Genomic DNA, 26,182 nt, shown 5'->3' on the forward strand with positions numbered 1-26,182 from the left:
ACATGACTATTTATTCACTTGACTTTGTTGTGTATTAGTTGCCGTATTCTACGAGGAACTTAATACGTACCAGCTTGAGTTGTTCCAGGGTGTAATCGTTTTCGATCAGCTCTTCCCGGGCCAGCGCCAGGCTGGAGGTTTCGCAACCTTTGAAATATTCCATGATTTCATCCTGTGCATAATCGTCCAGTTCTTCATCCAGGCAATAATCCAGGTTGAGTTTGGTACCGCTGGCTACAATGGTTTCCATTTCATCCAGCAGCTGGGAGATAGTAAGCTCCTTGCTTTTGGCGATGGTTTCCAGCGGGATTTTTTTATCGATATTCTGGATGATGAACACCTTCATACCGCTTTTGTTGACAACGCTCTTCATCACAAAGTCGTCTGGCTTGGTGATGTTGTTCTCTTCCACGAATTTGGCGATCACGTCAACGAACTGTTTGCCGTAGCGGACAGCCTTGCCTTTGCTGACACCCTGTATTTTTTCCAGTTCCTGTACGGTAGTGGGGTATTGGGTGGCCATATCTTCCAGGGATGTTTCCAGGAAAATAACAAAAGGAGGCAGTTTCTTTTCCTTCGCTACTTTTTTACGCAGTTCTTTCAGCATTTCAAAAAGCACCGGATCGGCAGAGGCGATAGCTTCGGCATTGGCTTCTTCTTCCTCTTCCAGGCCGTCTTCATCAAACTGGTGGTTAAGCGCCACCATAATAGAGTAGGGCTTTTTGAGGAATTTTTTGCCTTTATCGGTCACTTTCAGCAGACCGTATTCTTCGATGTCTTTTTCAATCAGGCCTTCCAGCATCATCTGGCGGATGAGGGAGTTCCAGAAATGGGCATCGAATTCTTTGCCTTCGCCGAAGATGTCCAGCTGATCATGACGATAAGTGGAAATCTGCGGACTGGTTTTACCGGTGATCACATTTACTACGTATTCGCTGCCGAAACGTTCTTCCAGCGCTTTGATCGCCTTCAGTACAATAACCACCCGGTTTTTAACCTCTATTTTTTCTTTCGGATTACGGCAGTTGTCGCACTGACCGCAATTTTCCGTTTCATATTTTTCCCCGAAGTAGTGCAGGATAACTTTACGGCGGCATACAGCGCTTTCGGCGTAGGCTACGGTTTCATTGATCAGCTGGGCGCCCATTTCCCTTTCACTGAGCGGTTTATCGCGCATCAGGTGCTCCAGCTTCTGCACATCTTTATGGGAATAGTAGCATACGCAGTTGCCTTCCAGACCGTCGCGGCCTGCGCGACCGGTTTCCTGGTAATAGTTTTCCAGGCTCTTGGGGATATTGTAGTGGATCACAAACCGTACGTCCGGCTTATCGATACCCATTCCGAAGGCTATGGTGGCCACGATCACTTCCACATCTTCATGCAGGAACATATCCTGGCGTTGTGCGCGGGTAGTGGGATCCAGACCGGCATGGTAAGCTACTGCCTTGATATTGTTGGCTGTCAGCATATCTGCCAGCTCCTCGGTGGTTTTCCGGTTAAGCGTGTAGATGATACCACTTTTCCCTTTATGCTGATGGATATATTTGACGATATCCTTGATCGTCTGGTCTTTCTTGCGTTTGGGCCTGATCTCGTAGTACAGGTTGGAACGGTTGAAAGAAGAGATATAGATATTGGGATTTTTTAACACCAGGTTTTTAACGATATCGCTTTGCACTTTGGGCGTAGCGGTGGCCGTCAGCGCGATGATCGGCAACTTATCACTGATCTGGTCAATCATCTCTTTCAACCGGCGGTACTCCGGACGGAAGTCGTGCCCCCATTCAGAAATACAGTGTGCTTCATCTACCGCGATAAAAGATATTTCCAGTTCCCGGAAAAAGTCCAGGTTTTCCTGTTTGGTCAGTGTTTCCGGCGCTACATACAGCAACTTGGTTTTGCCTGTTTGCAGGTCGGTGCGTACTTTTTTGATCTGCGCCTTGGAAAGGGTGGAGTTCAGAAAATGCGCCACGTTGTCTTTACTACTATAACCCCGTACCAGGTCCACCTGGTTTTTCATCAGTGCTATCAGGGGAGATACGATCAGCGCGCAACCCGGACTCATCAGTGCGGGTAATTGATAGCACAGGGATTTGCCTCCGCCGGTTGGCATGATAACGAAGGTATCTTTTCCCGATAGGATGCTATTTATAATGATTTCCTGATTTCCTTTAAAGGAATCGAACCCGAAATGTTCGCGTAATGCATCCATCAAACTTACCTTTACAACAGCCATTGCATTCAAAATTTAAAAAGAATGGTAAACTCAAACTCTAAAGAATCCACAAATGATGAAATAGTTCTATATGTTTTTTAGGGGACACGAAGTTACTTAAAAAAGCGCGTAGTGTCAATATAAATTCCATGATCGCGCTGGTGCTGACTAAAAAATGATAAATTTGTAATTCGTCATGAAAAGGATTGGAACCATTAACATCGGAACAGTAGCCAGGCGCACAATTGCCCTGGAGGCAACAGCTATTAATGATTTGCAGCAGTTTATAGATGCAGATTTTGAGAAAGTGGTAGAACTGGTAGCCCAATGCAAGGGCCGGCTGGTAGTGACAGGCATCGGTAAAAGCGCCATTATTGCGCAGAAAATTGTGGCCACCTTAAATTCCACCGGCACTCCGGCGTTGTTTATGCACGCAGCAGATGCCATTCATGGGGACCTGGGTATGATTACCCAGGAAGATATCGTGATGTGTATCTCCAAAAGCGGTACATCCGCAGAAATCAAGGTACTGGTACCCCTGGTGAAGAATTTTGGCAACACTTTAGTCGCCATGGTGGGGAATTCCAGCTCATTCCTGGCACAGGAGGCCGACTATGTACTCAATACCACGGTAAGCCAGGAAGCCTGCCCTAATAACCTGGCGCCCACTACCAGCACTACTGCGCAACTGGCAATGGGGGATGCCCTGGCGGTATGCCTTATTGAATGGCACGGATTTACGGCAGCTGATTTCGCCAAGTTCCATCCCGGTGGCGCATTGGGCAAAAAGCTATACCTGAAGGTGGCAGACCTCAGCAAATTACATCAGGCCCCTAGTGTATTGTTAACCAGCACATTAAGGGAAGTGATCGTGGAAATATCTTCCAAAATGCTGGGCGTAACCGCTGTTGTGGACGAAAACGGAATCCTGCAGGGAATCATCACTGATGGAGACCTGCGCCGCATGCTGGAAAAGAATGTAGCGACGACCGGTGTAACCGCTAAAGACATTATGTCGGTACATCCGAAAACAATCCAGCAAAATGAACTGGCTATCAATGCGTTGGAAATGATGCGCCAGAACGATATCACGCAGTTATTGGCCATGGATGAAAACCGGTACTGCGGGGTAATTCACTTACATGATTTAATCAGAGAAGGAATTATATAATGACACAACTGAACAGCCATTTTTACGTGGCCATCATGGCCGGTGGTATTGGCAGCCGTTTTTGGCCACATAGCCGCACAGACAATCCCAAACAGTTCCTGGACATCCTGAACACAGGAAAAACATTGCTCCAGTGGACCTATGAGCGGTTTGCCAGTTTTATCCCCAAGGAAAATATTTTTGTGGTGACCCACCAGCAATACGCCGGAAAAGTAGCGGAACAACTGCCGGAGGTGGCAGCAGCCAACATCGTCAGCGAACCTTCCCGGAAAAATACGGCGCCTTGTGTAGCTTATATCTCCCATAAAATCCATAAACAGGACCCGCTGGCCAATATTATCTGTGCACCGGCAGATCACCTGATTATAGACGGTACCGCATTTACCTCGGCCTGCCTCAATGCACTCCTGTTTGTGCAGAAACACAGCGCCCTGGTAACACTGGGTATCAAACCTACCCGCCCCGATACCGGATACGGCTATATCCAGTATGAACCGCAACAGGTGGCGGATAATGTGTATAAAGTCAAAACATTCACGGAAAAGCCTAACCTGGAACTGGCTAAAACCTTCCTGCAAAGCGGCGACTTCCTTTGGAACGCCGGCATCTTTGTGTGGAACGTAAAAACCATCCTCGCCGCTTTCCGGGAATACCTTCCGGAAATAGACGAGCTGTTTGAACAAAGCACTGCAGCCCTCAACACTCCGGACGAAAAAGAGGCGATTGAAAAAGTATACCCGCAATGCACCAATATCTCCATCGACTACGGTATCATGGAGAAAGCAGACAACGTTTACATCATCCCTTCCAACTTCGGCTGGAGCGATCTGGGCACCTGGGCCTCCGCTTACGAAAACCTGGAAAAAGACTACCTCGGCAACGCGGTACAAGGTAAAAATGTAGTAGTCATCGACGCTACCAAATGTATGGTGAAAGTACCCAACGATAAGCTGGTACTCCTACAGGGCCTCGATGAATTTATCGTGATCGATACCCAGGATGTACTCCTGATCTGCCGGAAAGACAATGAACAGCAGATCAAGGAATACGTGGCGGAAATCAAACGCAATAAAGGCGAAAAATACTTGTAGTTAATTACGGGTTACGCATTACAAATACAGGGGTAAACTCCGTAATTTGTAACGCGTAATCCGTAATTTTTTATGTCCAAACTACCTCACACAGGAACCACCATTTTTTCCGTTATGTCGGCCCTGGCAGCGGAACATAAAGCCATTAACCTCTCACAGGGCTTTCCCGACTACGATTGCAGCGATGAGCTAAAGGAGATGGTCAATCACGCTATGCAGCAAGGGCATAACCAATATGCACCCATGCCCGGCCTGATGCAGCTTCGTACGGCTATTGCGGCCAAAATCAGGGGACTTTACCAGCAAACCATCAACCCGGATACGGATATCACCATCACACCCGGAGGCACTTACGCCATCTACACGGCTATCGCTACGTTTATTCATCCGGGTGATGAAGTGATTATTTTTGAACCGGCATACGACAGTTACATCCCCAATGTGCTGGTCAACGGAGGCGTGCCGGTACTGATACCGCTTTCTTTTCCGGAATACCGTATCGACTGGCAGGAGGTGCGCCGTAAAATAACGCCCCGTACCCGTATGATCATGATCAACACGCCACATAACCCTACCGGTAGTATACTCCGTGAGGAAGATATGACCGAACTCGAAAAGTTGGTAGCGGAACATAATCTGCTGGTATTATCGGACGAAGTATACGAACACCTGGTGTTTGACGGCGCACGGCACCTGAGCGTATTGCGTTATCCGGAGATCTATAAAAACAGCTTTGTCGTTTTTTCTTTTGGAAAGGTTTTCCATAATACCGGCTGGAAGATGGGCTATTGTGTGGCGCCGGAGCATCTGACCAAAGAATACCGGAAAGTACACCAGTATCTCTGTTTTTCCGTGAATACACCGATGCAGTACGGACTGGCAGAATTCCTGGAAACACCCGCCCATTATCTGGAACTCCCGGCATTTTACCAGCAGAAAAGGGATTATTTCCTGGAGCTGATGAACGGATCGCGGTTTACACCGCTGGCCAGCCAGGGCAGCTATTTTCAGCTAATGCGATATGATCAGATTTCAACTGAAGGAGATAAAGAATTTGCCATCCGGCTGACGAAAGAATTCGGGGTAGCAGCGATTCCTGTTTCTGCCTTCTATCATGATGGCAAAGATGACAGGGTTATACGTTTCTGTTTTGCAAAAAAGGAAACGACCCTCGAACAGGCGGCAACCCGGTTGAAGAAAATTTAGCCATTTAATTATGTAGAAATTTAGTTACTGGGTTAAGGAATATGCATTCCTTGCGAAACCGTTAAATAGCTAAATATCAAAATAGTCTAAATAACAAAATATAATGGGGCTTTCGATAACGACCAGACAGGTACCCCTATAAAAACCAGCCTGGCATTGTTATCTAGGCCCCATTAATATCACAAGCAAACATACGTCTCCCCTGTGAAAGGAGACTTTATCAAACGGCCATGGCCGGTACCGTTTCTTTGTTGTTTTGCAGGATCAGCGTATGTTCCATGAAGCTGACCACGCCTGTTTCCACATCGTACATAGCTCCTACAATACCTACCTCGCCTTTCAGGATCATATCGCGGAGGATATGGCTTTGTTCCATGATGGCCTGTACTGAACGTTCGATGTGAATGTTGGTCACCGCGTGTACAAACTCCGGATTTTTGGAAGTCCTGTTTTCAGTAATGGTTTTTTCTGCAAATACAGCCGGTGTGATTTTATTCAGCAAACCGGTAAGGTTGCCCATTTCCACGGCATCGCAGGCGCCGCAGATAGCGCCGCATTTGGTGTGGCCCAATACCACAATAAATTTAGAGCCGGCAGCTTTACAGGCATATTCCAGGCTTCCGAGTACGTTGTCGGATATCACAGCGCCTGCCAGACGGATACTGAACACATCGCCGAGTCCCTGATCGAAGATCAGTTCAGCGGAAGTGCGGGAGTCCATACAGCTCACGATGGCGGCCATAGGCCATTGACCATCGCGGGTGTCGTTGACCATCTGCAGCAGGTTACGGTTAATACGGAGATTATCCACAAAACGGAGGTTGCCGGATTTTAATAATTCCAGCGCTTGTCCTGGTGTAATTTCGCTCTGTGATACTTTATTGAGTGTTTTCATGATTATTCGTTTTGTTGGGTGAATGAAGGAGGAAGAGAGCATGGTTTCCGGTTTCTCTTGCCTCTTATTTACGCTATAAGCCGTTTTAGTTCAACTGTAATTCCTTGAGTAATTCCTTATGATTGCCGGCTGCGATCGTGTGCACGTGACCGTTAGTTTTCCGGGCGTGCTCTTCTACCAGGCTCCCGGGGGTGTTCGGAATTTTGTATACGTCCTTGAACCCTATCAGGATGACCGTTATATTTTTCTGTGGCGCCTTGATGTCTTTGAATTCCCGGATGGTTTGCAGTACATCGAAGTCGATATAGGCTGTTTTCTGTGCATCTATCACAACGGTGGTATCTGCAGGCAAATGATCCAGGGTGAGCAGGATGCTGGCTTTGTTCAGGAAAGATACTTCCTGGGCCAGTTCCAGGCGGATGCTGTCACCGGTCTGGTATTTTTCTTTACGGAAATAATAGGAGCTTTTCATATTACCCCGGAGGATAGCCAGTACACTCACGGCCATGCCTATACCGATACCGATCAACAGGTCAGTAAATACGATAGCTACTACAGTGGCTACGAAAGGCACCCACTGGTATTTGCCATTTTTGAACATCTCTTTAAACACCTGCAGTTTACACAGTTTGTAACCGGTTACCAGCAGTACTGCGGCCAGTGTCGCCAGCGGAATCATGTTGAGCACCATAGGAATGAGTGCCGCACAGATCAGCAGCAGCGCGCCGTGTATCATGGTCGACATTTTAGTACGGCCTCCGGCATTGATATTGGCGCTGGAACGTACGATCACGGAAGTAATGGGTAAACCGCCAATCATACCACTCACGATGTTACCGATACCCTGGGCCTTCAGTTCCCGGTTAGGGGAGGTGTGGCGTTTCAGTGGATCGAGCTTATCGGTGGCTTCCACATTGAGCAGTGTTTCCACAGAGGCGATGACAGCGATCGTGAGACCGGTAATCCACACTTCTTTATTGGTGATAGCGCTAAAACGCGGGAAAGTAAACTGTCCGAGGAAATCGGAGAACGACTCCGGTACCGGCAAACTAACCAGATGATTAGCACCCAGGGCCAGCACTTCGCTGCCAGCAAAGGCACGGTTCAGCAGAATACCGGCGATTACGGCAACGAGTGGTGCTGGTACCAGGTTTACTTTGGGGATCTTGCTCCAATACAGAATGATAAGAATGGATATGAGGGTGATAATAGTCGCTCCGATACTGATGTGATTCAACATCGACAACAGTGCGCTGAAAGTATTTTCCCCGTCGGGCTGGAAGAAGGCAATGCTGCCTTCACTGTCGGCATCGTAACCGAAAGCGTGGGGAAGCTGCTTCAGGATAATAATGATACCAATAGCGGCCAGCATACCGGTGATCACATTAGACGGGAAATAATTGGCCACAGTACCCGCTTTAATGAGTCCCAGTATGAGTTGGAGACCGCCGCCGATCACTACCGCCAGCAGGAATATATCGAATGCACCCAGTTTGGTGATGGCGGTGAGTACAATGGCAGTAAGGCCTGCCGCCGGACCGCTGACACTTAGCTGGGAACCGCTGAAAAATCCAATGACCAGTCCGCCTATAATACCGGCAATCATACCGGAGAAGAGCGGAGCGCCGGAGGCCAGGGCAATACCCAGACACAACGGCACGGCAATGAGGAAAACCACGAGACCCGCAGAAAAGTCCCCCTTTATATTGGAGAATAACGAAGTTTGCTTGTTCATAAAAAATGCTTTTTCCGTTGAAGGATCGCAATCCCGGATAGCAGCCATGGCTCCCATCGCGGAAATATTACAGATAACGCATCCATCGGGGTACAAGTAGTGGTATCACGCTAACGGATACACGATGTCCCTGGAATGCCTGAGATAATAACTGAGAATAAAAAAATAGAAAATACGGGCTGACTGTTGGAACAGCAGCTGAATAGGATTATGCCACAAAGAGGTTGGGAGGGGGAGCGTGGATTTCCTGGGCAGGATTGCTGGGGATATCCTCCATTAAAAGAGGGTGCAAAACGCCAATGAGTAATATCGGATTAAACTGCAGCGCGTCATATTGTTTAAAGAACTTTAATTCCTTCGCAATTTTGACGTGGTCACCACCTGCATCAACAGGGTGTTCTTCTACAATCTGATTATTAAACAGCAGCTTTCCTACCTCCTTGATGGGAAGTAACTGGGAGATCATAAGCCCCAAAAGAAATATGCCGATAATTTTCTTCATGTGTATTAACTGCTGATACAAAAGTAAATGAGCAAAAGCATATATGCTAAGTTACGATAATTAAAAAAATGTTAAAGCAATTAAGGATGACTGGCGATAGACAATTATAGCTATTAAGTTATCTTGATCCATTTATCCTGTTTTATTTCCGTTCATCACAAAGTTTTATTTTTCCGGTTTTGCTGTTTTTTCGGAAGATGACCGACAGGTAAGGATTACAAAGGATTTTTAGTAATGTTCAAAACAAGTTATTTTGCTTTCTATGGTATTGTGTATTGCATAGTAGTAAATAATTCCTATTTTTGTATCGTAAAGTTGAAGGAAGGTGTACAAGCCTTTAGCTTACGAATCAAAAACCACCATTTACGTCATACATTAAAGCTCACTTGCCATGAATATTGATAACACACAGTCACAGATGCGGAAGGGGGTGCTTGAGTTTTGCATCCTGTCCGTGATCAAGCAAGGAGAAGCTTACCCATCAGACATCATAGAAAAGATGAAAGAGGCAAAGCTGGACATCCTGGAGGGTACCTTATATCCCTTACTGACACGGCTAAAAAATGCGGAGTTGCTCACCTACCGCTGGGTAGAAAGCAGTTCCGGTCCCCCGCGAAAATATTTTTCCATGACCGACAAAGGGGAAACCTTTTACCGCGAACTGGAAAGTACCTGGAATGAACTGGCCAACGCGGTCCATCAGTTAACACAAAACAGCACACCGCTGTAGCCCATATATACCTAAACCTAAAATCTAAAAGAACCAACAAAATGAAAAAGATTATCAACATAAACCTGGCTAGTCGGCTGATTCCCATTGAGGATAGCGCCTACGAGCTGCTGCGTCAGTACCTGGACAGTCTGAAGACCTACTTCTCCAAAGAAGATGGGGGCGATGAAATTGTGGCCGACATCGAAAGCCGCATTGCTGAGCTGTTCCAGGATAAACTTAAAAAAGGCGCACACTGCATCACCGATGAAGACGTCGCCGCGGTAAAAGTTTCTATGGGCACACCGGAGCAGTTTGACGACGCCCCGGCCAGCAGCGGTACTCAATCACAGGCCGGTAACGAAGGGGATTATTATATGCCCCGTCCGCGTAAACGCCTGTACCGCGACCCGGATAATAAAGTGCTGAGCGGTGTATGTAGCGGTTTGGGCGCCTACTTCAACGTAGACCCGGTGATTTTCCGTATCATTTTCGCGCTCCTGGCCATCGGCGGCTTTGGTACCGGTGTACTGGTATATTTCATCCTGTGGGTAGCTACTCCTTCCGCTGATACTGCAGCAGAAAAGCTGGAAATGCGGGGAGAGAAAGTGGACCTGAATAATATCAAGGCCACTATCCAGGAAGAACTGAACCACATGAAAGGCCAGATGAAAAACATGGGAAAAGATTTCCAAAATTTTTCGCAGGGCCGCGGAAAGCAGGTGGGTAACGACCTGGAACGCTTTTTCGTAAACCTCGCACAAGGGTTGGGAAAAGTATTGGTTTTTGCAACCAAAGGATTCGTTTACTTCCTGGCAGTAGTCATACTGATCTGCCTGATCGTCACCGGTATAGCGATCGCGATTTCTTCTGCGGCCCTGTTCCCCCTGAAAGGACTGTTGCTGAGCAGCCATTCTGCACAGAGCTACTTCTTCTGGCCAGCTATCGTGCTGCTGTTGGGTATACCTGTAGTCGCACTGCTGATGTTCATCGTCCGTAAGCTGACAGGGGTAAAACCTGGTCAGGGTAGCCGTTACGCTGGTTACTCGCTGATGTTCCTCTGGCTGCTGGGCCTGGTGTTCGCCGGAATCGTAGGATCTTCCCTGGCTAAAGATTTCAGAAGACGCAGTAACCTGCCGGTAGAAGCAGTGGCCCTAAAACAGCCCTCCCACAATAAACTGGTGCTCCGCATGTCTCCGGGTATCTTCAACGGTGATGATTTCAGCTGGTTCGATGATAACCTCATCGTAGCTGATGATACCACCATGATCAACCTGGTGAAGCTGAGAGTGGAAAAAAGCCCAACCGATAGCTTCAGCGTGGACCTGTACCGCTTTTCACAAGGCCGTACCCTGCAACAGGCTAACCAATTGGCCGGCGATATCCACTTCAGCGTTAAACAGGAAGATTCTGTACTCTATATCCCGCAAGGGTTCTCACTGTCGCCCCGCTCCACTTACCGTGGCCAGCGCCTCACGATGGTGATAAAAGTACCGGTAGGCAAAAACCTGGAGATCGAGGATGATATTTATCGCCATTTTTCGTTCGACAAATACGGCCGTAATTATGATAACGACGACTGGTACATTGGCGTCGGTTCAGATGACTGGGACAACCGGGACAGAAATCGCACCCATACCCGTCTGAAAATGACACCCGATGGTGTGTCTGAGGAAACACCTGCTACTAAGGAAAACGTTTCTTCCGACAAAGCAGCCAAAGACTCTGTAGAGAAAGTATATAAGTATAAAGGTAACGACACTACTAACAAGTAGTTACATATTTTCCGCCATTCTAATGGAAGCGGGGCAGGCCTTTCTGGTCTGCCCCGCTTCTTTTTTCCCGATTTGATCATTACCCCGGGAGATTAATGTTTAACTTTGTGTATTCGGCACCTAACATTAAAAAAGAGGATAAGATAAGGAATGCAGGCACCAATAAACATCGCGCTGGTAGGAAATCCTAATAGTGGAAAAAGCTCCCTTTTTAACGCACTCACCGGGTTAAATCAAAAAGTCGGCAACTTTCCCGGCGTAACGGTAGATAAGAAAACCGGAACCGCCAACATCGTCCCGGGAATTACGGCCAATATTATAGACCTTCCGGGGACTTACAGCCTGTACCCTAAAAGTGCGGATGAATACGTGACCTATGATGTACTGATCAATCCGGGCAGCGACGATGCGCCAGACCTGGTGGTCATAGTAGCCGATGCTTCCAACCTCAAACGTAACCTCCTCTTTTGTTCCCAGATCATCGATCTTAAAATTCCGGTCATCATCGCCCTTACCATGATGGACATCGCCCGTAAAAAAGGCGTGGAAATAGACCTCGACGGACTGGAAAGAGAGCTCGGGGTGCCGGTAGTGGCTATTAATCCCCGCAAAAACAAAGGGGTCACCGAACTTAAAAAAATCATCGAACTGGCCGCCCGTGGCAACTACAGCGCTCCGGCCCGCGATTTTATCGCCAACGCTGCCCTGGCCAAACCGGTAATCGACGATGTGAAAAAAGTGGTGCCCGCCGCCAGCGATTATGGTGCGCTGCATATAGCCGTTAACGTGGAAGAACTGAGCTTTCTGAATAGCACGCAGAAACAAACCATCCGGCAGTCCCTGCAGGATCATCAGTTCAACAAAACCAAATTACAGGCAGAAGAGATCATGCAGCGGTATAACCGCATCAAACACATCATGAAAGGTTCCGTTGTGGAAACCGACCCATTGCAAAAACAGCTGCGGTCCGAAAAAATCGACGACCTGTTGCTGCATCGCTTCTGGGGGTATGTGATCCTGCTGGTGGTGATGTTCCTCCTGTTCCAGAGTATTTTCTGGCTGGCTTCCTTCCCGATGGACGCCATAGAAGCCGGTTTCGGTAAACTCAGCGGCTGGCTTACCCAGGTGCTGCCCAACAATAAAATCACCGATGTATTTGTAAACGGTCTGCTGGCCGGCGTGAGCGGATTTGCCGTATTTGTGCCGCAGATCATGATCCTGTTCGGTCTGATCACCATCCTGGAAGATACCGGTTATATGGCCCGTATCAGCTTCCTGACGGACCGCCTCATGCGGCAGGTAGGGCTTAACGGTAAATCCGTGATGCCGCTGATCAGCGGCGTAGCCTGCGCGGTACCTGCCATCATGGCCACCCGGACTATCGAAAACAAAAAAGAACGATTGATTACCATCCTGGTGACGCCCCTCATGAGCTGCTCGGCGCGCCTCCCTATCTATACCATGATGATTGCCCTGGTGATACCCGACAAACGGATATTTGGCATCCTCGGCCTGCAAGGCCTGGTAATGATGGGACTTTACCTGCTCGGCTTCTTTATGGCGATTTTTATTGCCGCCATCATGAAGCTGTTTGTACGCATCCGGGAAAAGAGCTACTTCATTATGGAGCTGCCGGTATACCGCGCTCCCCGCTGGAAAAACGTGGGCACTACCATGGTGGAAAAAGCGAAGATCTTTATCACGGATGCCGGTAAAGTGATTGTGGTGATTTCCGTGATCCTCTGGTTTATGGCCTCCTACGGGCCTTCCGGCAGGATGCAGCCACTGCATGAGAAATATGAAAAAATGATCGCGGCAGTGCCGGAAGGTTCTCCTGAAGCGGAAGAACTGGACCGCGAATTCCGCTCTGAAAAACTGTCGCATTCCTATGCCGGTATTCTCGGACATGCTATAGAACCTGCTATCCGCCCGTTGGGCTTCGACTGGAAAATCGGTATCGCGCTGATTACTTCCTTTGCCGCCCGTGAAGTATTTGTGGGCACAATGGCTACCCTTTACAGCGTAGGGGAAAACCCGGCAGATAACAACGCCACCCTCCGCGAAAAACTGACTTCCGCCAAATGGCCCGACGGCCGGCCGGTGTACACGCTGGCGGCAGGCCTGTCGCTCATGCTGTTTTATGCATTTGCCATGCAGTGTATGAGTACCATGGCCATCGTAAAAAGGGAGACAAAATCATGGAAAATACCATTTATACAGCTGGTTTACATGACTTCACTGGCCTATATCTGCAGTCTGATCATCTTTAATATCTTCAAATAATATCTTGTACATTGCAGTAGTGCTCACGAAATTGCATTACTATGAAATTGTTTTGTTACAGCTTATGTCTGCTTTTTGCCGGGCCGTTATTGGCACAGTCTCCTGTCGATTCATCTCAGTTGATGAAAGACGTGCGTACCCTCTCCGCCGATAAGTTTGAAGGCCGTAAAACCGGTACCCGTGGCAGCCGCCTTGCGCAGTTTTATATCATCGACCGTTTTAAACAAATCGGTATTACGCCCTACCACAACACCTATGAATATGCGTTTTATTTCCAGCAGGGAGATAAAAAAATTATGGGTACTAACCTGTACGGCTATATTCCCGGAAAAAATAAAGAGGTGATAGTGATCTCCGCTCACTACGACCATCTCGGTATTGGCAAGCCTAACGCTGAAAAAGACAGTATTTACAACGGTGCAGACGATAACGCCTCTGGCGTAGGTACCCTGTTGGCGCTGGCGGCCTATTTTAAAAAGAATCCTCCCCAATACACGCTGGTGTTTGTTGCCTTCGATGGAGAAGAAGAAGGCCTGCAGGGCGCCAAAGCATTTATTCAGCAACCACCGGTGCCGTTGAATACGATCCGGCTCAATATCAACATGGATATGGTGGCGCACAACGATAAAAACGAATTATACGTAGCTGGCACCGCTCCTTACCCGCAGCTGAAAAAGTATATTGATGCCGTGGCTGCCCAAAGCAGTATCAAACTGCTGGCAGGACATGATGTGTCCGGCAGTGGCAGCGACAACTGGACCAACCAGAGCGACCAGGGGCCGTTTCACGCGCAGAAAATCCCTTTCCTGTACTTTGGGGTGGAAGATCATCCGGATTATCACCAGCTGACCGATGAATATGATCATATCAACCACCGGTTTTATTACCAGGCTGTAAAAAACATCCTGGAGGTGACTAAACAGATCGATAAAGATATTTAGGGATTTACGGATTTCTTGATTTACGGATTTTGCGAATGATAAAAGCGAAGATCGCAGCAATTAACTTTTGCTTTGGTCTTCGCTTTTATCATTCGCAAAATCCGTAAATCCCTAAATCAAGAAATCCGTAAATCCCTAAATCAACGCCTGGTTTGTATCATGCCCTGGAAGCGGTTGTTGGGGTGTGGTATTGCGAGTCTGTTGGTATTGTTAAGCGGGGCAGCCATGCGGCCCATCTGGGAAGCAGGAATCCCCATATCAGTAAGGGCGGTGCGCAACAGGGGATCATTTAAGTTACCCCAGTTGGTGGTATAATCGTCCTTTGTATCGATTGTTGGAGGGATGCCATTGAAGTAACTGCCTTCGCCGGCGCTGTTGAATATCTGGAAACAAACAGCGTACATATCGTATTGGGCAAAGGTGATATTGATAAAGCCTACCGGTTTCCCGTAGGTGGTCCGGCCAATCAGATGCGGCTGCATAGACGGTTTCAGCACATTGTACAGCAGTTCACTGGCCGACACCGTGTTGCCGGTCACCAGGAAACTCAGGTTGGTCAATGCCAGCGCGCCATCCTTTTTAAAGTTCGTGGTTTTATAGGTGGTAGCTTCCTGCCGGAAAATATCCGTCCAGAAATACCCGGGATTGTAAGGTACCGCCTTCATACCCCGGAAGAGGGGGCTGTAGTTGTTGGTATTCACGTTGTTATTGAACGACTGTGTATACATCGTTGAATTATTCAGACTGGCAGGCGCCAGTTTATTAGCGAGATATTCCGCCGTTTCAAGGAGCCCGCCGCCATTGTAGCGGAGGTCTATGATGAGGCGGGTAACTCCGGCCTGTTCGTAGGTAGTGAACAGGGAGTCGAAGGTTGGTTTTACATCTGCCAGGGCAACGAAGTTGTTGAAAACAAAGTATCCTACTTTGGTACCGTTAAAATTGAAGGTATTGGCGTATAAAACAGGATTCAGTTTATAATTGGCCGGTGAGAGGCTGATGGTCTGGGTGCTATTGTCCGGCTTCCGGAATATCCAGGTAGCGCCGGAGCTGCCAAAGGCGGCATTCAGCATGTTGTCGGTAGCCCTTCCTACCAGGAACCGGGTAACGCCGTTGACGCTGGTGAGCTGCCATCCGCGTTTGATACCGGCTTTGTCTGCCGGGGAGCCGGGATAAACATATATCACATACAGCGTTGTATCGGTCTGATAGCCTACTTCGAAGCCCATGTCGCCCAGCATACCGCCTTGCAGGGCGCGCGAGGTAGTGCCGTTATCCAGGAAACTGTACCTGTCCAGGTTATCGCCGTTGGTATTGTTTTTTTTGATGTGGATCAGCGCATTAAACATACTGTCCACCGTGGGGTAGTTATCCGGTTTAAAGGTGGCTGCGTCCGGGATCACGTCTGTCCACAGGTAGATGTCTTTAAAAACGGAATAGATGCTGTCATTGATAGGCGGGGCTTGCGGGCCGGCAGCCTGGTCCTTTTTTTTACAAGCGGATATCAGGACAGTCAATAAAAGGCCGGTGATCAGCCAGTAGCGTCGATTTGGTTGCATAGCAGCAAGTTTAGGATAACCTGAATGATTAAACGAATAACAGCAAGCTGCTATTGTGGGCCAAAGTTACCAAAGAGATCATAACCCAGCTCTTCCGGCATTACCCCTTTGTTTTTAAGACCCAGGTTGATTTTATCCCGCCAGCGGATTTGCGCAGCCATATTGGTACCATGATGGGTATCGCGGTCGAATGCGTACTGCATGCGGTTCATTTCCTGGAAAGACTGGAGATATTGATATTGTATAACACTGTCATAATCGTCCCGGTTCAATGCAGTTTGCCGGAGTTTTTGTTTGAAGCGTTCCACTACCAGCCGGGTAATATCGAAATGCAGCTGTTCATGCATGAGGGCGTAGTTATCGCGGGCATCGTCCCTTACCCAGGAAGCGCTTTTAATGAAGAATACTTCCATGGTGAGCCTGATTTTCAGGGTATCGTGTGTAACCAGGCTGGCTCCTTCGTAGGAGAAACTGGTATAGGACACAGCAGCGCTGGGTCCGGCAGGGGATGGTTTACCCTGGAAATCGTTCCAGCATAATTTGCGGGTGGAAGAGTAGAAGATGGTATCGGAGTGAGGATTCTCAGGACCCTGCCGGTCTTCAAGCACCAGTTGAATAGTGGTGATTTTCGCCGGAGGAGTGGCCAGGGTGTGCGTTTTCATCTGCCCGAAGGGCAAAAAAAACATATAAAGTATATGTAATAAGGATGGCATACCAGAGAACAACGGGATTAAAATTAGGAAAATGCCCCGCTGCCTGTTCGGGGAGCTTAAAATTTGTGGATTCTATAACATTTGAAAGGGTGTTTTAACAATCATTTTCTGCCGGAAACGGGCTTTTTTCCGTAATTTACTTCCAACCAAAACAATCGCACTATGTACGGCGGCGGATATATTTTCGACGAACCAAACGGAAAACAGCTGCGGGAAGAACAACTGCACGATGATCCTGAAAAACTGGCTGCTTTTGAAGACAGAATTGCCAGAGGGGAAAAAATTGAGCCGGGCGACTGGATGCCGGCGGAATATCGCAGACAACTCATCCGTTTGATAGAACAACATGCGCATTCAGAGATTATTGGCGCATTACCGGAAGGAACGTGGATAACCCGTGCTCCCGGTTTCAAACGTAAGCTGGCCCTGATTGCCAAGGTGCAGGATGAAATTGGCCATGGACAACTGTTGTACAATGCGGCAGAAACACTCGGAAAATCGAGGGAAGCCATGATCAACGACCTGCTCAGCGGCAAATCCAAATATTCCAACGTATTTAATTATCCTGCCAAAACATGGGCGGATGTGACGGTCATCGGTTTCCTGATTGATGCGGCAGCGATTGTTAACCAGGTTGCCAATGCAAAAGGTTCGTATGGGCCTTATTGCCGGGCATTGGAGCGCATCTGTTATGAAGAGAGCTTCCACCTGAAACAGGGGCACGATGCTTTTATTGAACTGGCTACCGGTACGCCGGAGCAGAAAGCCATGTTGCAGGATGCGCTGAATCGCTGGTGGCAACCTATCATGCATTTCTTCGGCCCGCCGGATAAAACCTCCCAGCACAGCGAAAAACTGATGCAATGGAAAGTGAAAATGGCGAGCAATGATGAGATGCGTAACCAGTTCCTGGACAGCTATGTGCCTAAAATATGGGAATTGGGGCTTACGCTGCCAGACCCGTTGCTGCGCAAAAATACAGCTACCGGGCGCTGGGAATATTCCGATCCGGACTGGAACGAGTTTTTCCGGGTGATCAACGGCGGTGGTCCCTGTAATGCAGAGCGGCTGCAGGTGCGGAAATGGGCGGAAGAGGAAGGTCGCTGGGTACGCAAGGCATTAATGAATCCGGCGGAGCGGCGCTCCTTGCCGGTGGCTTAAAATCGTATATACCTGCACGTTATCGCCTGCGATCATGTCGACAGGCAGATTTTCGATTAAAAAAACCAATCAGTAAATTCATGTCTAACGAGTCTTTAGATCCGCGTGTCAACAGGTTGAAACTGGGAGATCCCAGCGCGGTGATCAAAGTGGAAGAAGGGGAGAACTGGAATGTGTATGAGGTGTTTCACCAGGAGAAAAGAGGCGCCCATCATGAGCATGTGGGTTGTGTACATGCACCGGACCCGCAGCTGGCGCTGGTATTTGCCAAAGAACAATTTGCCCGCCGCAAAAAATGCGTGAACCTGTGGGTGGTTAGAAGTGCCGATATTCTGGCCTTTGATGTGGAAGATGAAGATATGTTCGCCAACAACCTGGAAAAAAATTACCGCGATGCCAGTGGTTTCAAGGTAATGGAGAAGATCAACAAATTCAAACAATCCAAATGAGCAGCAACGCAGCATTAACAGACCTTATCATAAAAATGGCCGACGATGAACTGGTTCAGGGCCACCGCAATTCCGAATGGACAGGCCTGGGGCCGGTGATGGAGGAAGATATCGCATTTTCTTCCATGGCACAGGATAAGATTGGCCATGCCTGGGCATTGTACCGTATCCTGCACGAAAACCTGGGCGGCGAAGATCCTGACCGCTTCGCGTTTATGCGGCCGGAGAAAGCGTTTAAATGTTCACACCTGGTGGAGATGCCCAACAGCGGCTATGATTTCAGCCTGATGCGGCACTTCCTGTTTGACCACGCCGAAACGGTACGGTATGAAAGTATGCGTGAGAGCAGCTTTGAACCGTTTCAGCAACTCAGTAAAAAATTCAGGGGCGAATTAAAATATCATACACTGCATGCCGACGCTTTTTTGATACAGTTGTGTAATGCCGGTGAGGAAGGATATGCCCGGATGCAGACGGCGCTGTATGAAACCATCGCACTGGCAGCCGGCATTTTTGAACCCTCTGCTGCCTACGAAGAAACATTGATCGCCGATAAGGTATATCCCGGGGAGAAGGAACTGTACAGCCGCTGGCTCGATCAGATCTATCCGGTACTGGTAAAGGCAGCGCTCAATCTTCCTGATATGAACACCATTACGCCGGTATATGGCGGCAGGCAAGGTTTTCATACCAGCTACCTGGTGCCGCTGCTGAAAGAGATGGGAGAAGTATTTAACCTGGACACGGAGGCCAGCTGGTAAATGTTATGATGTCTGCCACTATTTCCAAAGAAGAGGTGTATGAGGCACTGGAACAGGTAATGGACCCGGAAATACCCGTGCTTAGCGTGATAGACCTCGGTATGATCACCGGTGTGGAAATCACGGAAGGACAACCGGTGCTGATCCGTATGATTCCTACGTTTGCGGCCTGCCCGGCGGTAAGTTATATTAAAGACAACATCCGGACAGTGGTGGAAAAAGCGCTTGGGATAGCCGTTACCGTAGAAATAGATAAACAGGTGCATTGGGAAAGCAACCGGATGACGTCTGCCGCTAAAGAAAAATTAAAAAACTTTGGCATCGCGCCACCACCGGTACTGGAAGGAGAGGTGCGCCCGGAAATTATGCTGAACACCCCTTGTCCGCATTGTGGAAGTGAACATACCTATCTCCGCTCGCCGTTTGGTTCCACGCTGTGTCGTGCGATTCATTACTGTAAATCCTGCGGACAGGTATTTGAACAGTTCAAACCGCTGGAATAAGCGTTGTTTCTATGTTTCCTGATGGCTATCGAAGGAAATGCCTATTTTTACACGTATTATTTAGTGGCCATTGGCAAATTATACGATGAAACATGAGAATAGGTTTGTATTTCGGGTCTTTTAATCCTATACACACAGGGCATTTGATCATTGCCAATTATGTAGCATACAATACTGACCTGGACAAAGTATGGTTTGTGGTTTCCCCGCAGAACCCATTGAAGACTTCTTCCACATTGTTGAATGAACATGACCGCTTTCACCTGGTGGAACTGGCCATCAAGGATGAACCACGTTTGCGCGCGAGTAATATTGAGTTTTCCCTGCCACGGCCTTCCTTCACGGTAGATACGCTGGCTTATATGGGAGAGAAGTTTCCGACACAGGAGTTTGCGATCATTATGGGGAGCGACAGCTTTCAGAACCTGCCGCGGTGGAAAAATTATATGCACATTGTACAACATTATCCGATCTATGTATACCGCCGTCCGGGGCATGATATCACCGATACCTATGGTGCAAAGGTAGAAATACTGGATGCGCCCATGCTGGACATTTCCGCTACCAACATCCGGCAATGGATCAGGGAAGGGAAGTCCGTACGGTATATGGTACCGGATAATGTAATCAACTATATACAGGAGAATAACTATTTCCGCTGATCGGTAGCTGGTCCGCCGCCCGCTGCGGTGGTTCCCGGCTGCAGGTGCCGTTTGCGGTCCCTTCTTTTTACCAGGTATTCGTTGGAATAGATTTCCAGCAACAGGATAAACATGGAAATCAGCAGGGGACCGAATATCAGCCCGATAAACCCGAAGAGATTAACGCCGATGATCACACCGAAGATGGTGATCAGGGGATGAACGTCTGCTATCTTCTTCGCCAGCAGCAGCCGCGATATGTTGTCTGAAATACCCACCACCCCAAAACCATATACCAGGATGGCAATGCCCTGCCAGATATTGCCTACGGCCAACAGGTATACGCCCATGGGCACATATACGGCCGCTGCGCCAATTACCGGCAACATGGCCGTGAAGCAGGTAATCACAAACCAGAAAAACGGCTGCGGCACGCCAAAAACCAGGTAGCCTATCAACGATACCACACCCTGGATCACCGCAATCAGGGGAATACCCAGCGCATTGGCAAATACCAGCGTGTTAAACTCCCGTCCTAACCGTTCTACATTCTCATCCCGGAGGGGAATATATTCATACAGGGTTTCTTCCATCTTACGGCCGTTCACCAGCATAAAATACAGGATAAAGTACATGATGGCTATAGCCGTAAGCGTATTGAACGTAGCGCCCAGGAACCCCGGGAGAAAGGCTGTCACACCGTCCTGTATTTTTTGCAGTTGCTGGGTAGAAAGAAGATCAACGCCAATTTCCTGGTGGAGCTTTTCGTTGAAATCCCGGGCCTTGTTGACCAGTTCACCTGAATGGGCCGCCGCATAAGCGATGCGGGAAGACAGCATATTAACCAGTGCACCGATGGGCAGCAGGATGATCAGGAAAGAAGCGGTCATCAGCAGTGCGGCAGCCAGGCTCTTTTTCCATTTGCGGACTTCCACCAGGCGGTACATCCATTTGCGGCAGATCACATATAGAGTGATGGCGCCCAGGAATCCGGGGAAGAATGTGTATAACTCCTTAAACAGCAGGAGTGCCAGGAAAAGGATCAGTAAAAGAAACCCAATTTGTTTAAGACGGTCGTTGTCCAGGTAGCTCATAGTACATAATATCGGATAATTAACCGGTACCGGCAAAAAACGAACCAGCGCATCCGGCCTTGATAGCTAAACAAAAAACCGTAAAGCTTGTTCTTAATGCGGAATTTTAGTGGAAAGTTTTATACATTATTCATTTATGGAATGGTGTTTGTGAACCTTTATGTACCAAAAAAATGAAAACTTTTATTCTCTCACCTTAAAACCTATTTTATGAACAACAGTTCCAAAGCGGTAGTTTCTTTCATCGTTGGTGCGGCCGTAGGCGTAGCAGTAGGGTATTTCCTGAACTCTGACAAAAAAGATGAGCTGGTAGAAAAGCTGAAAGACCAGCGCGACAAACTGAAAGACAAATGGAGAAAGAGGAAAGATCAGTTCCAGGACGAGCTGGAAAATGAGTTGGCATAACCCCTAAGCTGTTTAAAAAGCATTGCATGGAAGAAAATTTCGGCAACTATTTTAATCAAACAGGCAAGGTTGCCAGGGAATACCTGGAAACCAGGCTGGACCTGCTGAAGCTCCAGGCAGCAGGAAAGCTATCGAAAGCATTGGGATTATTTTTCTCCCTGACGATGGCTTTCCTGTTGTTCTTTTTCGTGATTGTATTTCTCGGAATGGTAGTAGGGTTCTGGATTGGCGAGATGACCGGCAGTTTCACGATTGGTTTTTCGTGTGCGGCAGGCCTGTTTGTATTATTATTTGTGGCAATCCTGTTGTTCCGCCGGCAGTTGATTCAGCGACCGCTCACCCGGTTGTTGTTGACAGAGCTGGTAGAAGAGATCACGGAACGTGACGAACAATCCAATCACATTCATAACCAGCCGGGACACAATCCCGATGCGTATGGACATGTGCCCGATGAAGAGGCCACAGAAAACACTTCAAAAGGATAACATGAAAAATGTTTACACATGCGTAAGGTAAAAGTAACCAATCAGGAAACCCTGGACCTGGAAATAGCCCGTTTGAAGATGCGCACACGGCAACTGGAAAATGATCTGGGTAAGCGGGTGGACTTCTTCAGGGATAACTACAAAAAAATGGCCCTCAACGCCGTTATCCCCGGCAGTGCCAGACATAGCGGTGTGTTGAATATAGCCGCCAATGTGGCCAAAATGGCCTGGGGCAGTGGTAAATTCAAGAATTTTGCTACCGGCGCCCTCATGACGGCGCTGGAGTTTATTGGTGTACAGCTGGGCATCAATATTTTCAACAAAGTAGCCAACAACCGCCGTAAGAAGAAAAAAGCGGCGGAAGCCAACCCGGAGGCGGAATAACTAGCCCCACACCTTGGTACCCTCACTGCAATTGGCACAGATGTCGATGTTTTTCCGGGTTTCCAGGATCTGGCTACGGAAACGGATATACTCTTTGTTGTGCCACAATGCCTTGAATGATTCTTTTTTGAGATTACCCAGCCGGTGCTGTGCATCCTTGTCGAAACAACAAGGTACCACCAGGCCGTCCCAGGTTACTACCGGAGAATGCCAGAGGCGCCAGCAATGGTTGCCGAGCTTATTTTTGATGGCATAAGTGCCATCCTCGTTACGATGGTAGCGGGAATATTTATCGATCGTAGGAATGAGGCGGTTGCCTTCTTCATAATCATACACCTGTGCGGTCTTGAAGCGTACCTGGTCTACCCCGATTTCTTTCGCCAGTTGTTTGATGTCTTCTATCTGATGCTCGTTGGGCTTTACCACGAGGAACTGGAAGAATACAAACGGCTTGTTGGATTTCAGCTCCTTTTTCCACTTCACGATATTTTTAGCCCCCTGGATTACCTTGTCCAGCTGACCTCCCACCCGGTACTGCGTATATACGTCCTGGGTAGTGCCGTCAATGGAGATAATAAGCCTGTCAAGCCCACTTTCCACTGTTTTTTTGGCATTGGCCTCTGTCAGGTAGTGCGCATTGGTGGAAGTAGCGGTATAGATGCCTTTATCGGAAGCATATTTCACCATGTCCAGGAAACCCGGGTTGAGGTAAGGTTCTCCCTGAAAATAAAAGATCAGGTATAACAGCTCTTTAGAGATTTCATCGATGGTTTTGCGGAAAAAGTCCTGTTCCAGCATCCCGGTGGGGCGTGTAAATGCCCGCAGGCCGCTCGGACATTCCGGGCAGCGGAGGTTGCAGGAGGTGGTGGGCTCAAAAGACATGGAAATGGGGTATCCCCATTGTACCGGCTTATTGGTCCACTTGCTCATAAAGTAACTCCCCAGCACTTTCCCGGCGTTCCAGGCACGACGGAAAGTGAATTTGGAAGCGAGGTTCAGGGTATCATTCAGGTTAAAATCAGGCATATAAAATTCACTTGACCTATGTAAAAGTAGCGTCTTTAAACAAATTATAGCCTATACTTGCCGTAAAAAAAGGTCTGCCCCATTAAAAAGCAGCCCCATCACCCGAATCCCTGCAACTAATTGAAACAACGTGAAACGTAATTGGTACCGCATTATTTTATTAACTGTATTGATACTTCTGCTGGCACATGTGGCCTGGAGATGGTGGAGTTTCCGGCATGGGCGCATTTCTTTTGTGCGGTATGAAGAGTTTGGGATTGATATGCCGGTGAATTATAAGATCCACGGAATTGATGTATCTAAATTTCAGAAGGATATTAACTGGCATGCCGTTAAACAGATGCAGGTGGATAATATTCGTATATCCTTTGCCTTTATAAAGGCAACAGAAGGGATTACCCGCCAGGATGCCGCTTTCCGGCAGAACTGGGAACGGGCCGGTAAGGCCGGATTGATTCGGGGCGCCTATCATTTCTTTTACAGTACCCGTGATCCGTTGAAACAGGCGATTAATTTCAGGAATGTGGTAGACCTTCAACCGGGCGATCTGCCGCCGGTGCTGGATATAGAAACCAGCAACAGCCAGCCGGCAGCGGTGATCCGCAGTACCGCCAAAATATGGCTGGAAGAGATGGAAAAGGCCTACAAGGTAAAACCGATCATCTACACCAATATTCATTTCTATGAAACGTATCTTGGCAGTGAGTTTGATGATTACCCTTTATGGATAGCGCATTATTACCAGAAAGAACGGCCGGCATCCAAAAGGGCCTGGCTTTTCTGGCAACACAGTGATATTGGCAGGGTAAACGGGATCAGAACTACCGTTGACTTTAACGTATTCAGAGGTGACAGCACCGATCTGGAGCGGTTGCGGATACGGGAGCAAAGAAATTAATTATATGGCAACAGAAAACGAAACCGGCACTCCCCAGGAAGACCCTAACAAATTGGACAAAGACCTTTTCTGGTTTTTGATCAAGATCATGCGTACCATCTTTGTCGGATTTTTCTGGATGTTTATCAACGTATTCCTGGGACTGTACCTGGGATTTGCCGTGCCGGAGGAGTCAACCCCCGGCCGGCTGATTTTCTTTTATACCTGGTTTGTGGTGTCCCTGGCCGCCTACCTTTATATGGTATGGCGTTTCTGGCGCAAGAAGATGGATGCGCCGCGTTAATTCCCCATTCTGCGGCCCAGGTCCATGGTCCAGTAATTACCTGACTTACCGATGCCCATTTCCTTGAAATTGCCGTTCATGATGTTTTTACAGTGCCCCGGGCTGTTGATCCAGCCGGTGATCACGCTTTGCTCGTCCATATACCCTTTGGCAATGTTTTCTCCATAGGTATTCCATTTGTATCCTACCGCGTCGAGACGGGCGCCCGGATCTGTGCCACTGGGGGAGTTGTGATCGAAATAATTGTTTTTGTTCATGTCTGCACTGTGATCGTACGCTGCTTTTTCGAGCAGGTCGTTCCAGGTAACCGGCCCTACCGGCGGCATTTGCTGGCCTCCGCAATTACAACCTTTGGCGCGGACACCATTTACCAGTGTCAGCAGAGCGTTACGGTCAATATTGTTGCCGGCTACTCCTGTTGTTGGCGGGGGCGTAGTGGTGGGCGGCGTGGTGGTGCCCGGATTGGTACCCGTTCCCGGTTTGGAAGTGTCTCCTGCGGGTTTTCCCGGTGTTGTTGTCTTTGTTGTATCAGTTGTAGATCCCGAATTAACAGGGAGCAAGGGCATATCTTTTGAACAACCCGTAAATACTGCTACTGCCACACATACACATAAAATCGCACAAATAAATTTCCCTGTCATAACCAGTTAAAAAGTTAATAAAATGAATAAATGAATAGATACAGGCTCTAAACAGGACAAGGATTAAAACTATAGTGGCTTCAGGGATAGGATTAAAACTACCGATGGTAGTTCAAAGGTTATGGGTTAGGAATATTACAGCAAGCAGTACAAATCGTTTCTTGCGGTCACGAAAATAGGGGATACAACTGAAATAAAAGTTACGTTTTTTGCAAACTGAATGTTAATGATCACAACCTTTTGTTTCCCAGTGTTGTAGGGAAGTTTTCCCACTGCCGGCCGGCGGATGGGGAGTGTTTGCCCCGTCTTCAGTCCGCTATAGTGCCGAAAATGGCTGTTTTTCGTCTGGAATAGTGTTTGCCGCGTTTTGAGTGAAAATCATTTTTCACTTTATCTCTTAAAGCGTGGTTATGAGCAAAAGGCATCTTAATAAGGAAAAGTCGACAGGGTTTTCACAAAACAAAAAGAAGCCGGCGCCGGTGCTGACTACCGACAAAGGGACCGTTACCCGCAACCCGCTTCATGGCGATTTATCAGCATCGCCGGAAAAGGAAAACAAGGCGGTACGGGACAGTGAAAAGAAAAAGAAAAATCAAGATAGACAAACATAATTGCCATATCCAGATGAAAGCCCAAACGTTTTTAATTTGAAGAAGATA

General features: G+C 48.0%; 27 protein-coding genes. 18 read left to right on the top strand and 9 right to left on the bottom strand.

What is annotated here, in order from left to right; all coding sequences use genetic code 11:
- Nucleotides 1-34: 34 nt before the first annotated feature.
- A complete protein-coding gene (recQ, locus tag ICL07_RS14975; protein WP_188088697.1) occupies nt 35-2,236 on the bottom strand; it encodes a DNA helicase RecQ in 2,202 nt (733 codons plus the stop codon).
- A 175-nt stretch (nt 2,237-2,411) separates the two neighbouring features.
- Between recQ and ICL07_RS14980 the strand changes: the two genes are divergently transcribed.
- From ICL07_RS14980 to ICL07_RS14990, 3 genes are all read left to right on the top strand, one after another.
- Nucleotides 2,412-3,386, top strand: coding sequence for a KpsF/GutQ family sugar-phosphate isomerase (locus ICL07_RS14980; RefSeq protein WP_188088698.1), 975 nt, complete (start codon nt 2,412-2,414; stop codon nt 3,384-3,386).
- Complete coding sequence (locus ICL07_RS14985) at nt 3,386-4,477, top strand: mannose-1-phosphate guanylyltransferase (protein ID WP_188088699.1); 1,092 nt, start codon at nt 3,386-3,388, stop codon at nt 4,475-4,477. Before ICL07_RS14980 ends, ICL07_RS14985 begins: the two co-directional genes overlap by 1 nt.
- Before the next feature lie 72 nt (nt 4,478-4,549).
- Nucleotides 4,550-5,683, top strand: coding sequence for a methionine aminotransferase (locus tag ICL07_RS14990; RefSeq protein ID WP_188088700.1), 1,134 nt, complete (start codon nt 4,550-4,552; stop codon nt 5,681-5,683).
- A gap of 220 nt (nt 5,684-5,903) precedes the next feature.
- Here ICL07_RS14990 and ICL07_RS14995 read toward each other — a convergent pair whose 3' ends face one another.
- From ICL07_RS14995 to ICL07_RS15005, 3 genes are all read right to left on the bottom strand, one after another.
- Nucleotides 5,904-6,578 (bottom strand): carbonic anhydrase family protein, encoded by a 675-nt coding sequence (locus ICL07_RS14995; protein WP_188088701.1) that lies wholly within the window; start codon nt 6,576-6,578, stop codon nt 5,904-5,906.
- A gap of 85 nt (nt 6,579-6,663) precedes the next feature.
- Nucleotides 6,664-8,313 carry a SulP family inorganic anion transporter gene (locus ICL07_RS15000; protein ID WP_188088702.1) on the bottom strand — a complete coding sequence of 550 codons (1,650 nt, stop codon included), beginning with the start codon at nt 8,311-8,313 and terminating at the stop codon, nt 6,664-6,666.
- A gap of 208 nt (nt 8,314-8,521) precedes the next feature.
- On the bottom strand, nt 8,522-8,815 hold the full coding sequence (locus tag ICL07_RS15005; protein WP_188088703.1) for a hypothetical protein: 294 nt from the start codon (nt 8,813-8,815) through the stop codon (nt 8,522-8,524).
- A 391-nt stretch (nt 8,816-9,206) separates the two neighbouring features.
- Here ICL07_RS15005 and ICL07_RS15010 point away from each other — a divergent pair, with 391 nt between their 5' ends.
- The 4 genes from ICL07_RS15010 (at nt 9,207) to ICL07_RS15025 (ending at nt 14,523) form a co-directional block, all read left to right on the top strand.
- Nucleotides 9,207-9,545, top strand: a complete 339-nt coding sequence (locus tag ICL07_RS15010) for a PadR family transcriptional regulator (RefSeq protein ID WP_188088704.1) — start codon at nt 9,207-9,209, stop codon at nt 9,543-9,545.
- A gap of 41 nt (nt 9,546-9,586) precedes the next feature.
- A complete protein-coding gene (locus tag ICL07_RS15015; RefSeq protein WP_188088705.1) occupies nt 9,587-11,299 on the top strand; it encodes a PspC domain-containing protein in 1,713 nt (570 codons plus the stop codon).
- Between the two features lie 150 nt (nt 11,300-11,449).
- On the top strand, nt 11,450-13,582 hold the full coding sequence (gene feoB / locus ICL07_RS15020; RefSeq protein WP_188088706.1) for a ferrous iron transport protein B: 2,133 nt from the start codon (nt 11,450-11,452) through the stop codon (nt 13,580-13,582).
- Between the two features lie 41 nt (nt 13,583-13,623).
- Nucleotides 13,624-14,523: a M28 family peptidase gene (locus ICL07_RS15025; protein WP_188088707.1), complete on the top strand. Its 900-nt coding sequence runs from the start codon at nt 13,624-13,626 to the stop codon at nt 14,521-14,523.
- Between the two features lie 140 nt (nt 14,524-14,663).
- On the opposite strand, the gene ICL07_RS15030 is transcribed toward ICL07_RS15025, so the two are convergent.
- Both ICL07_RS15030 and ICL07_RS15035 read right to left on the bottom strand, forming a co-directional pair.
- Nucleotides 14,664-16,079 (bottom strand): S41 family peptidase, encoded by a 1,416-nt coding sequence (locus tag ICL07_RS15030; protein WP_188088708.1) that lies wholly within the window; start codon nt 16,077-16,079, stop codon nt 14,664-14,666.
- Between the two features lie 50 nt (nt 16,080-16,129).
- On the bottom strand, nt 16,130-16,741 hold the full coding sequence (locus ICL07_RS15035; protein WP_188088709.1) for a DUF922 domain-containing protein: 612 nt from the start codon (nt 16,739-16,741) through the stop codon (nt 16,130-16,132).
- 213 nt (nt 16,742-16,954) lie between these two features.
- On the opposite strand from ICL07_RS15035, the gene paaA reads away from it, so the two are divergent.
- The 5 genes from paaA to nadD all read left to right on the top strand — a co-directional run bounded on the left by paaA (nt 16,955) and on the right by nadD (nt 20,328).
- Nucleotides 16,955-17,953 carry a 1,2-phenylacetyl-CoA epoxidase subunit PaaA gene (gene paaA / locus ICL07_RS15040; RefSeq protein ID WP_188088710.1) on the top strand — a complete coding sequence of 333 codons (999 nt, stop codon included), beginning with the start codon at nt 16,955-16,957 and terminating at the stop codon, nt 17,951-17,953.
- Nucleotides 17,954-18,033: 80 nt separating this feature from the next.
- A complete protein-coding gene (locus ICL07_RS15045) occupies nt 18,034-18,402 on the top strand; it encodes a 1,2-phenylacetyl-CoA epoxidase subunit B (RefSeq protein WP_188088711.1) in 369 nt (122 codons plus the stop codon).
- Entirely contained in the window at nt 18,399-19,163 is a 765-nt protein-coding gene (gene paaC / locus ICL07_RS15050; protein WP_188088712.1) for a 1,2-phenylacetyl-CoA epoxidase subunit PaaC, read from the top strand. Before ICL07_RS15045 ends, paaC begins: the two co-directional genes overlap by 4 nt.
- Before the next feature lie 5 nt (nt 19,164-19,168).
- Nucleotides 19,169-19,666: a 1,2-phenylacetyl-CoA epoxidase subunit PaaD gene (paaD, locus tag ICL07_RS15055; RefSeq protein ID WP_188088713.1), complete on the top strand. Its 498-nt coding sequence runs from the start codon at nt 19,169-19,171 to the stop codon at nt 19,664-19,666.
- A gap of 92 nt (nt 19,667-19,758) precedes the next feature.
- Nucleotides 19,759-20,328, top strand: coding sequence for a nicotinate (nicotinamide) nucleotide adenylyltransferase (gene nadD, locus ICL07_RS15060; RefSeq protein WP_188088714.1), 570 nt, complete (start codon nt 19,759-19,761; stop codon nt 20,326-20,328).
- On the opposite strand, the gene ICL07_RS15065 is transcribed toward nadD, so the two are convergent.
- Nucleotides 20,316-21,401, bottom strand: a complete 1,086-nt coding sequence (locus ICL07_RS15065) for an AI-2E family transporter (protein WP_188088715.1) — start codon at nt 21,399-21,401, stop codon at nt 20,316-20,318. The two genes, nadD and ICL07_RS15065, sit on opposite strands and share 13 nt — an antisense overlap.
- A gap of 210 nt (nt 21,402-21,611) precedes the next feature.
- Between ICL07_RS15065 and ICL07_RS15070 the strand changes: the two genes are divergently transcribed.
- From ICL07_RS15070 to ICL07_RS15080, 3 genes are read left to right on the top strand one after another with little or no spacing between them, the layout of a single operon-like run.
- A complete protein-coding gene (locus ICL07_RS15070) occupies nt 21,612-21,806 on the top strand; it encodes a YtxH domain-containing protein (protein ID WP_188088716.1) in 195 nt (64 codons plus the stop codon).
- A gap of 26 nt (nt 21,807-21,832) precedes the next feature.
- A complete protein-coding gene (locus ICL07_RS15075) occupies nt 21,833-22,291 on the top strand; it encodes a hypothetical protein (RefSeq protein WP_188088717.1) in 459 nt (152 codons plus the stop codon).
- Nucleotides 22,292-22,309: 18 nt separating this feature from the next.
- On the top strand, nt 22,310-22,675 hold the full coding sequence (locus ICL07_RS15080) for a hypothetical protein (RefSeq protein WP_188088718.1): 366 nt from the start codon (nt 22,310-22,312) through the stop codon (nt 22,673-22,675).
- Here ICL07_RS15080 and ICL07_RS15085 read toward each other — a convergent pair whose 3' ends face one another.
- Nucleotides 22,676-23,701: an SPASM domain-containing protein gene (locus ICL07_RS15085; RefSeq protein ID WP_188088719.1), complete on the bottom strand. Its 1,026-nt coding sequence runs from the start codon at nt 23,699-23,701 to the stop codon at nt 22,676-22,678.
- 130 nt (nt 23,702-23,831) lie between these two features.
- On the opposite strand from ICL07_RS15085, the gene ICL07_RS15090 reads away from it, so the two are divergent.
- Nucleotides 23,832-24,599 (top strand): GH25 family lysozyme, encoded by a 768-nt coding sequence (locus ICL07_RS15090; RefSeq protein WP_188088720.1) that lies wholly within the window; start codon nt 23,832-23,834, stop codon nt 24,597-24,599.
- A 4-nt stretch (nt 24,600-24,603) separates the two neighbouring features.
- Nucleotides 24,604-24,882: a hypothetical protein gene (locus ICL07_RS15095; protein WP_188088721.1), complete on the top strand. Its 279-nt coding sequence runs from the start codon at nt 24,604-24,606 to the stop codon at nt 24,880-24,882.
- On the opposite strand, the gene ICL07_RS15100 is transcribed toward ICL07_RS15095, so the two are convergent.
- Nucleotides 24,879-25,448, bottom strand: coding sequence for a CAP domain-containing protein (locus ICL07_RS15100; protein ID WP_223151842.1), 570 nt, complete (start codon nt 25,446-25,448; stop codon nt 24,879-24,881). The genes ICL07_RS15095 and ICL07_RS15100 overlap by 4 nt on opposite strands.
- Before the next feature lie 485 nt (nt 25,449-25,933).
- On the opposite strand from ICL07_RS15100, the gene ICL07_RS15105 reads away from it, so the two are divergent.
- Nucleotides 25,934-26,134 carry a hypothetical protein gene (locus ICL07_RS15105; protein WP_188088723.1) on the top strand — a complete coding sequence of 67 codons (201 nt, stop codon included), beginning with the start codon at nt 25,934-25,936 and terminating at the stop codon, nt 26,132-26,134.
- Nucleotides 26,135-26,182: the final 48 nt, after the last annotated feature.

The organism is Chitinophaga qingshengii, assembly GCF_014529935.1.
Taxonomy (GTDB): domain Bacteria; phylum Bacteroidota; class Bacteroidia; order Chitinophagales; family Chitinophagaceae; genus Chitinophaga; species Chitinophaga qingshengii.